Genomic DNA, 8,785 nt, shown 5'->3' with positions numbered 1-8,785 from the left:
GGGGGCCCCCCCCCCCCACTGGGTCCGGGGGGTGGGCGCGGCCCCCGTGGCCGATACCCCCCCCGGGGCCCCGCGATTCGTCCTAGGAGACGCCGCCGCCATCCGTCGAGCCCGTGCCGGTGCTGCCCGCGTTGAAGAGCTGCAGGATGGTGTCGAAGAAGGCACCGAGGAGAGCGTTGTCCTGGCCGTTGATCATGTGGTTCCCCTTAATTGTTACTGGTTTGCGCGGTGATTCGCACCACACTTTTATAGCCCGGCTCGGTGCGGAAAAGTGGGGTCGAGGCCACCATTCGTGGAGAGCTAATAGTGAGGGTGTGAGTGTTCACACTTTCGCTGGACGGTTGTCCACATCAGTGCTGGCGAAAGAAAGCGAGATCATCGCAGCGCGCAGTTTGAGCAGCTCAGAGGGTAGAGCCGGATCCAATCCGGTCAGGGCGGCGATGCGCTTGATCCGGTTGTCGACGGTGTTCGTGTGCAGGCCCAGTGCCGACGCGGTGCGCTGGCGGTGCTGGCCGTTCGCGAGATGTATGGACAGTGTCTGCAACAGTTCCGGATTGCCGTGGAGTGGCTTGAGTAGGTTGATCAAGCTGTCGCGGCCCGCGCCGCTCCGCGTCAGTTGGTACTCGAGCGCGAGGTCCTCCATCCGGTATGACCGCGCCGGCAGCCTCAGGCGCCGCACGAGTTGCGCCAATTCATGTGTTGTTGCCTGGGCGGCGGCGATGTCTCCGACGGCGGCACTCTCGCCGATGGCCGTGATCTCCACCCCGACCGTTGCACGTGCACTTTGGATGATCTCGCACACCGATTTCCAGTCGGGAGTGCCCTCGATCAGGACCAGACCGCGTTGCGGTGCAGGCGCTTCGAGCAGTGCCGAGCCGAAGTGAGCCGCGATCTTTGCCTGAACCACCGTGAGATCGCGATAGGCCTGTATGCGCTGGTGCGTGCCGTTGCGGGCTCCTGTTCGCGTGGGCGGCAGGTTCACCATCAGTCGTAGGACGAGATAGCGGGGTGCGAGTTCGATGCCCATCTGGAGCGCGAGTTGGGTGGGATCGTCGCCGTCCAGCATGGCTTTCACGAGGGCGCCGGCGGAGTATTCGCCTAGTTGGGAACCGGCCGGAAGAGCCGCGAGATAGCTGATCGAGATGAACGAGTGAAGCCGCTGCGCCAGTGCAAACAAGAACTCGTTGAGATCGCCGAGATTGGCGGAGTCCCCGGCGTCGGCTCGACTGAGGATGAGGGTGCGAAAAGTGCTGATGCCCTCGTTCGTCAGGCTGAGAATTGCGCTGAGTGGCACGCCTTTCAGTGCTTGTTGGACGGTCATGGTGTGAATGCCGTCCAGGTCTTGGTCGGTGGGGAGTTTGCGGTGATCCAATAGCTGGATCCCCACTTGAAGCCCCTGCACGATTACCGCGATCAACTCCCGACGTACTGCCTCCGTTTGGAGGGAAGTCAACGTCGGGTTGGCGCGGGACAAGTGATCTACGAGATCGCTTGCCAGTGGGATGACGTCATTGACCGCTGTGGAGGCGGGCTTGCCTCCTAGCATGAGCGGTCCCGGGTTGTTCAGCAGCGCTGGGGACATGGGTGGCCTCCTCTAGACAGATGCGTCGCGCGGCACAGGCACCCGGAGGCTCGGCGCGTTACGAAGCGGGGTACACGCTGAGGCCTTGTTCGGGGGCATACTCGCCGCTGAAATCTGCGGATCGAATTGCGCCAGGCGTTGTGATTTCTACCACATGAACGAATGTCCAACTGTGAAATGGACAAATGTGAAGATAAGTCCATATGCCCCACGCGTCGCCGAACTAAACAATCGTCCATTTACGATGTTTTTCCACGTCAGAGCGGAAACGGATTCGGCGGACACCACGAGTTCCGTCTGGGATCATTGCCGTCGCCTACGGGTTCGTCGCGGGCGATTTGCTCGGATCATGGTCGAGGGCCCTGAGTCCGACGCTGTCGCGGACCCAGGGCCCTCGAGGCCTAGGTGTTGATTCGACCAGTCCGACGTAGGGGGACCGGTTCAGGGAGGAGGCACCCTTTTCTGTGCTGCCGTCTGTGTTGCGAAATCTCTAGATGACGCCCAGCGAAATCATGGCGTCGGCGACCTTCACGAAGCCGGCGATATTGGCGCCGTGAACGTAGTCGCCCGGCTTGCCGTACTCGGCAGCGGTGTTGATGGTGCGCTTGTGGATACCGCGCATGATTCCGGCAAGGCGCTCGTCGGTGTACTCGAAGCTCCAGGAATCACGCGAAGCGTTCTGCTGCATTTCGAGAGCAGAGGTTGCAACGCCACCGGCGTTGGCTGCCTTGCCGGGGGCGAAGGCCACGTTCGCGTCACGGAAGAGCTGGATGCCGCCGGGGGTGGTGGGCATGTTCGCGCCTTCGGCAACGGCCTGAACGCCGTTGGCAATCAAGGTCTTTGCGGCATCTTCGTCGAGTTCGTTCTGAGTCGCGCAGGGGAGTGCGACGTCGCACGGCACGTCCCAGATGGACCCGTCGGCGATGAACTCGGCGTGCGGAACGGCGTCTGCGTACTCGCTGATGCGGCCGCGGCGAACTTCCTTGATCTCCTTGAGGAGGTCGAGATCAATGCCCTTCTTGTCCACGATGTATCCCGAGGAATCCGAGCATGCGATTGCGACGCCGCCGAGCTGGTGGATCTTCTGGATGGCGTAGATGGCGACATTGCCGGATCCGGAGATCACGACGTTCTTGCCTTCGAGGCCTTCACCCTTCGCCTTGAGCATTTCGGCGACGAAGTACGCGACGCCGTAGCCGGTGGCCTCGGTGCGAACCTGCGATCCGCCCCAGGTGATGCCCTTGCCGGTGAGGACGCCCGACTCGTACGTGTTGGTCAGCCGCTTGTACTGGCCGAACAGGTAGCCGATTTCGCGACCGCCGACTCCGATGTCGCCGGCCGGGACGTCGGTGTATTCACCGATGTGCCGCTGCAGTTCGGTCATGAAGGACTGACAGAAGCGCATGACCTCTGCGTCCGAGCAGCCCTTGGGATCGAAGTCGGAGCCACCCTTGCCGCCGCCGATAGGCAGGCCGGTGAGGGAGTTCTTGAAGATCTGCTCGAAGCCGAGGAACTTCACGATGCCCAGGTTGACGCTGGGGTGGAAACGCAGGCCGCCCTTGTAGGGGCCGAGTGCACTGTTGTACTGCACGCGGAAGCCACGGTTGACGTGAACGTTGCCCTGGTCGTCGGTCCACGGCACGCGGAAGATGATCTGGCGTTCCGGCTCGCAGAGCCGCTCGATGAGTCCGGCGTCGGCGTAGCGGGGGTGGCGTTCGAGCACTACGTGAAGAGACTCGAAGACCTCTGCGGCGGCCTGATGGAACTCGGGCTCTCCTGCATTGCGAACCAAAACCTGATCGTAAATCTGCGCTACGCGGTCACGTACGGACACCGCTCACCTACCTCGTTGTGAGAACTCTTTTACATTTCCGTTACATACTAGGCGCCTTTATTGCTGTATCGGACAACTGTCCTGTGAAGGTGAAATCGGACACAGCTGTCACTTGTGTCAGTTGAACGGGCGTTTTATAACAATTTGCTCAGCTTTCACTCTCTTAACACAGTCCAAATGGTTTGCTTCTGCAGTCGGGGGATCACTGTGCCCTGTGGTCCGAGCGTGAACGATCAGAGAGGCTGCATGTGCGTACGAAACACTCCATGTCGGCGATGTTGTCGATAGGCGTTGTCACGATTGCCGCGACGATTGCCGGGGCGCCGTCTGCTTCGGCGATCGGTGGACCGTGTGGTTCGGGAGGAAGCGGTTCCGCCGGATCGATGACAGGTTCGCTCGGCTCGCTGACCGGATCACTCGACAATGGTTCAGCTGGTACGGGATCCCTCGCCAACGCGTTGCCCTGGATCACCGGCGCCCCCAACGGCGCTCTACCGGTGCTGACCGGCCGGACCAAGGCGATAGAAATGGTCACTGGCCCAGGCAGTCCCAAGAACACCATCGAGCGGTTCAACGTGTCGGGAACCGACCTCGGAATCATGTGGGACAACGGCCTTTCGGGGCCGGATCACGACGTGTTGATGGCCTTCGGCGATACAGTGGGCGACTGCGACATCCCGGGTGACGACTGGCGCAGCAACGTGTTGTTCCGCAGCAACGACACCGCCATCGCCGACGGTATGAAGATCGACAGTTCTCCGCTGGACGGCCCCAATCATTCCAAGGAGATCATTCCGGGATTCGGCATTCCGGGTGAGTTCACCACCATCCCGACCGCTGGAATCTCTTACGGTGGTGTGCAGTACATCAGATTCATGTCCGTTCGGTCGTGGGACGAACCCGGAGCTTGGACCACCAACTACTCGGCTCTGGCTTCCTCCACGGACAACGGTGAGAATTGGGAACTCGATCCGGCGACAGTTCGCGCCAATACCGAAGGACTCGGCATTCCGGGGATTCCGGCAGTATCGCCGATCAATTCCAACTTCCAGCAGAGCGCCTTCCTCGACGGACGCGACGGCTACATTTACGAATATGGAACTCCCTCAGGTCGTTTCGGTAAGGCGATCCTGGCGCGAGTTTCCGGCGCCGACATCAGAAACCTCGGCGCCTACGAGTACTGGGACGGCTCCGGTTGGAGTCCGCGCGATACCGATGCCGTTCAGGTCATCAAGGCACCGGTCAGTGAACTCGCAGTGCAGTGGAACGACTACCTGAACAAGTACGTTGCCATGTACACCAGTGCCGAGGGTAATCTGGTGATCCGTCAGGCCGACCAACCGCAAGGCCCGTGGAGCGGTACGCAGACCCTGTTGAGCGGAATCACGTTGCCCGCGTTGTACGGCGGATTCATGCACCCCTGGGCGAGCGGACAGTTCCTCGAATTCGTCGCCACCACGTGGGACCGTTACAACGTCATCTACATGCGGACCGATTTGAACGGACTCCAGATGGCGTCGTCGGATTCGCGCGATCGACCGGACCCCGCAACCACCGGTGAGGCTCGCGTCCTCGAAGTCACCATGCCGGAAGACCGCTAGCCCGAACAACGTTCGACAACTATGGCCTGCAACTCGATCGAGTTGCAGGCCATAGTTTCTGTGGGCACTGATATTTGGGTGATGATCAGAGAATGAAGAGCATTTCCTGATACGTCGGGAGTGGCCAGTGATCGTCGGCGACGATGGTTTCGAGGAAGTCGGCAGCGACGCGAACCTCGGCCATTGCGGGCAGGAGTGAGTCCTGTGCGTGCTTGGCCTGGTCGAATGGTGACTCGCCGGCGTCGGCGTCGATGGCGGCGCGCAGGGCAGCGAGCGCAGTTCGCAGGGCCGCAACTGGCGCCGACACTTCTTCGAGTGGAGCAGAATCCGGTTCGAGGCCGGCGGACTTCAGAGCGACGAAGTTTTGAGCAACTTCCGTCTGGTGGCGCACTGCCGCCGGAAGGATAAGCGTCGTACCGATTTCGGCGGCCAGGCGTGCCTCGACGCCGATGCTCAGTGCGTACTGTTCGAGTCCGACCTCGTAGCGGCTGTGCATCTCTCGGTGGTTGAAAACCTTGTACTTCTCGAAGAGTTCCATCGAGGACTCGGTGATCAGTTCTGGCAGAGCGTCCAGCGTCGTGCGAAGATTCGGCAGGCCGCGAGACTCGGCCTCGATCTGCCAGTTCTCGGAGTAGCCGTCGCCGTTGAAGACAACCGCACCGTGGTTGGTGATGATTTCGGTGAGCAGATTCTGGACGGCGGTGTCGAAATCGGCGCCGTCGGCGACTGCCGCCTCCAGTTCGGTGGCCATGTAGTCGAGAGCCTCGGCCATGATCGTGTTGATGGTGACCATCGGACCGTTGACTGTTTGCATCGATCCCGGCGCGCGGAACTCGAAACGGTTGCCGGTGAAGGCAAATGGGCTGGTGCGGTTGCGGTCGCCCGGATCGGTCGGCAGGACAGGAAGGGTGTCGGCGCCGATCATCATGGTGCCCTTGTCCTTCGACGACGTCGCCGCACCCTTGGCAATCTGCTCGAAGACGTCGGCAAGCTGATCGCCGAGGAAGATCGAGATGATCGCCGGGGGAGCCTCGTTGGCGCCGAGACGGTGATCGTTGGTGGCCGATGCGACCGAAGCGCGGAGGAGTCCCGCGTACTTGTGGACGGCCCGGATGACAGCGGCGCAGAAGACCAGGAACTGGGCATTGTCATGCGGATTGTCGCCAGGGACAAGCAAACTGCCGAGTTCGGAGTTGCCCAGTGAGAAGTTGACGTGCTTGCCGGAGCCGTTGACACCTTCGAACGGCTTCTCATGAAAGAGGCATTCCATGCCGTGCTTCTTGGCGATGGTTTTGAAGGTGGTCATCAGCAGCTGCTGGTGGTCGGCGGCGATGTTGCCTCGCTCGAACATCGGGGCGATTTCGAACTGGCCGGGCGCAACCTCGTTGTGTCGTGTCTTGGCGGGGATACCAAGTTTGAACAGTTCACGCTCGGTGTCCATCATGAATCCGAGCACACGTTCCGGGATCGCCCCGAAGTAGTGGTCGTCGAACTCCTGGCCCTTGGGGGGTTTTGCGCCGAAGAGTGTTCGGCCGGCGTTGAGGAGGTCAGGGCGGGCGAGGAAGAAGTGGCGATCGATCAGGAAGTACTCCTGCTCGGGTCCACAGAACGACACGATGTGCTCGGGGTCGGTGTGGCCGAACAACTTCAGGATTCGTTCGGCGTGGTAGCCCATTGCCTGCTGCGAACGCAGCAGGGGAGTCTTGTGGTCGAGCGCCTCGCCGGTCATCGAGACGAACACGGTCGGGATACACAGTGTGTTGCCGTTAGGGTTTTCGAGGACGTAGGCCGGGCTGGTGACATCCCAACCGGTGTATCCGCGAGCCTCGAACGTGTTGCGCAGCCCGCCGTTCGGGAAACTCGAAGCGTCTGGTTCACCTTGGATCAAGGTCTTGCCGGCGAACTCCGCCAGTGCACTGCCGTCACCGACCGGTTCGAGGAAGCTGTCGTGCTTCTCGGCCGTCAAACCCGTCAGCGGATAGAAGACGTGGGCGTAGTGGGTCGCGCCCTTCTCCAGTGCCCAGTCCTTCATCGCGGACGCGACTGCGTCGGCGACCATGGGATCGAGCGGCTTGCCTTGTTCGATTGTTGCCATTACCGACTTGTAGACGAGCTTGGGCAGTCGCTTCTGCATGACCACCTTGTTGAAGACGTTGGCGCCGAACACTTCACCGGGCGTTTCCTCGGTCGTGAAACTGACCACCGGAGGTGTGTAGGCCTCGACGTCCTTGATCGCTTGCAAGCGAACTGCATTTCCACTCATGTGCTTACCCCTCGCCCGGGCCCAGGGCTGCGCTGCTGATTGCGAGCCCGACTTCGGCAAACCCTACGAACCTCCGGTATCGGGGGTGTTTCGTAGATATTGCGCCTGTCCGCAAACTTCGAGTCACAACGGAAATGTCGAACTGTCGGATGTCTACGGCAGACTTCCAGCGGAGGGGCTAATGCGGGACAGTCGAATCGGAGAGTCATTGTGATCAGGGTTTTGGTGCCAACCACGGTGGAGCAGGGCGATCTCGCGGAAGTGCTTCGGTTGTACGACGAGCTTGTCACCGAGACCCGAAAAGAGGTCGGCTGCATCAACTACGAGTTGTTGCAGCGCACCGACAATCCGTGTGAACTCGTCCTTGCAGAGGAGTGGGAGTCGCAAGAGCACCTCGACGCCCACACCCATACCGAGCACTTCGTCAGGTTGGTTGCGGCGCTGGACAAGTTCGAGACGGCAGCGCCGGCGCAGATCTTCACGAAGGTTCTGTAACGGCGGAGTCAGCAACTAGAGCGATTGGTCGGGCCCAGTCAACGACGCGGGACCGGTACTCGGCTGGTGTGCGCCGGTGAACCGCTCGATGGCGGATACAACGACGACCGCGAGTGCCAGGATTCCAACGGTCCGGACGAGTGACGTCAGGGTCTTCAGAAGTGCCTTCTTCATGCGAGGCAGATTACTGCGGGCGGCACGCAATTTGTGGGCTAGGTTTCGGTCCGCTGTGGAACCCGCATCGATATCATCTGCATTGTTGCTCGACTCATATCTGTCAAAGTGAGCTATGGCATCGAAGAAGAAACCACCACCAAACAAGCGTGCCCGCAAAGTGATGAACCGGCAACGCCGCCTCGCAGAGCAGGAGGCGGCAAGGGAGCGTCACACTCGCCTGGTCGTCGAGAGGTCGGGTGATCCACGGTTCATACAGCAAACGGCGACGTCCACGGGGCGAAAGTTGTCATGGACTGATCAAACCGTCGGTGCTGAAGAACTTCAACAGGCTTTTCGCGAGCAGCGCGAGGCCTTCATCGAGAAGTTTGGCCGGGAGCCCGGTCCAGATGACCCGCTACTCTTTGATCCGAACAGCGGCACACCGCAGGAACTGACCCAAGCCACGATCGACGCTGACATAGACCAGATGATCGAGAACATCAGCGGCACTGACATAAACCCGGCCTATCTGATGGCCTTCAAAGAACTCGGATACCTGGTGACCGAAGTGAACCAGCATCTGTTCTCGGCCGCAGATCTAGAGCTTTGGAATGAAACTGTCGATTTCTACTGGGTCGACGATGAGGAGGCGGCCGCCGGGAGTTCCTGAATTCTTCCGGTCAGACCAGAATTCGGCGAGGGCATCCTCAGGGTAGTTGGAGCTTCACCACGACACCTCAAGTCAGCGAGCATCTGAATTGGATCAAGGATTGCACCGATCAGTGCATATGATTCGGGGCGTGGGTTCGAGGATTGACGGCCTCTGTAAATCTCAATATTCAGACCAAGCTCGA

General features: G+C 60.5%; 7 protein-coding genes. 3 read left to right on the top strand and 4 right to left on the bottom strand.

Features of this window, described 5'->3' with window-relative positions; translation table 11 throughout:
* Positions 1 to 322 precede the first annotated feature (322 nt).
* Together ACFWAD_RS29465 and gdhA are read right to left on the bottom strand one after the other, a co-directional pair.
* On the bottom strand, positions 323 to 1,582 hold the full coding sequence (locus ACFWAD_RS29465) for a PucR family transcriptional regulator (protein WP_378449693.1): 1,260 nt from the start codon (positions 1,580 to 1,582) through the stop codon (positions 323 to 325).
* Between the two features lie 490 nt (positions 1,583 to 2,072).
* On the bottom strand, positions 2,073 to 3,416 hold the full coding sequence (gene gdhA, locus ACFWAD_RS29460) for an NADP-specific glutamate dehydrogenase (RefSeq protein ID WP_317556274.1): 1,344 nt from the start codon (positions 3,414 to 3,416) through the stop codon (positions 2,073 to 2,075).
* A 266-nt stretch (positions 3,417 to 3,682) separates the two neighbouring features.
* Between gdhA and ACFWAD_RS29455 the strand changes: the two genes are divergently transcribed.
* On the top strand, positions 3,683 to 5,017 hold the full coding sequence (locus tag ACFWAD_RS29455) for a DUF4185 domain-containing protein (protein WP_378550281.1): 1,335 nt from the start codon (positions 3,683 to 3,685) through the stop codon (positions 5,015 to 5,017).
* An 85-nt stretch (positions 5,018 to 5,102) separates the two neighbouring features.
* Here ACFWAD_RS29455 and ACFWAD_RS29450 read toward each other — a convergent pair whose 3' ends face one another.
* Positions 5,103 to 7,280: a glutamine synthetase III gene (locus ACFWAD_RS29450; RefSeq protein WP_378550278.1), complete on the bottom strand. Its 2,178-nt coding sequence runs from the start codon at positions 7,278 to 7,280 to the stop codon at positions 5,103 to 5,105.
* Positions 7,281 to 7,505: 225 nt separating this feature from the next.
* Here ACFWAD_RS29450 and ACFWAD_RS29445 point away from each other — a divergent pair, with 225 nt between their 5' ends.
* Entirely contained in the window at positions 7,506 to 7,775 is a 270-nt protein-coding gene (locus ACFWAD_RS29445) for a putative quinol monooxygenase (protein WP_378550275.1), read from the top strand.
* A 15-nt stretch (positions 7,776 to 7,790) separates the two neighbouring features.
* Here ACFWAD_RS29445 and ACFWAD_RS29440 read toward each other — a convergent pair whose 3' ends face one another.
* Entirely contained in the window at positions 7,791 to 7,949 is a 159-nt protein-coding gene (locus ACFWAD_RS29440; protein WP_378537909.1) for a hypothetical protein, read from the bottom strand.
* A gap of 115 nt (positions 7,950 to 8,064) precedes the next feature.
* Between ACFWAD_RS29440 and ACFWAD_RS29435 the strand changes: the two genes are divergently transcribed.
* Positions 8,065 to 8,601: a hypothetical protein gene (locus ACFWAD_RS29435; RefSeq protein ID WP_378537911.1), complete on the top strand. Its 537-nt coding sequence runs from the start codon at positions 8,065 to 8,067 to the stop codon at positions 8,599 to 8,601.
* Positions 8,602 to 8,785 lie beyond the last annotated feature (184 nt).

This window comes from Rhodococcus sp. NPDC059969 (assembly GCF_042738325.1).
Taxonomy (GTDB): domain Bacteria; phylum Actinomycetota; class Actinomycetes; order Mycobacteriales; family Mycobacteriaceae; genus Rhodococcus_F.
Note: the sequence above shows the minus strand (reverse complement) of the source record. Positions and strands in the feature narration are given on the sequence as shown.

Coding starts and splice junctions, on each gene's coding strand:
- ACFWAD_RS29465 (WP_378449693.1), bottom strand. CDS start 1,582: ATGTCCCCAGCGCTGCTGAACAACCCGGGACCGCTCATGCTAGGAGGC.
- ACFWAD_RS29455 (WP_378550281.1), top strand. CDS start 3,683: ATGTCGGCGATGTTGTCGATAGGCGTTGTCACGATTGCCGCGACGATT.
- ACFWAD_RS29450 (WP_378550278.1), bottom strand. CDS start 7,280: ATGAGTGGAAATGCAGTTCGCTTGCAAGCGATCAAGGACGTCGAGGCC.
- ACFWAD_RS29440 (WP_378537909.1), bottom strand. CDS start 7,949: ATGAAGAAGGCACTTCTGAAGACCCTGACGTCACTCGTCCGGACCGTT.
- ACFWAD_RS29435 (WP_378537911.1), top strand. CDS start 8,065: ATGGCATCGAAGAAGAAACCACCACCAAACAAGCGTGCCCGCAAAGTG.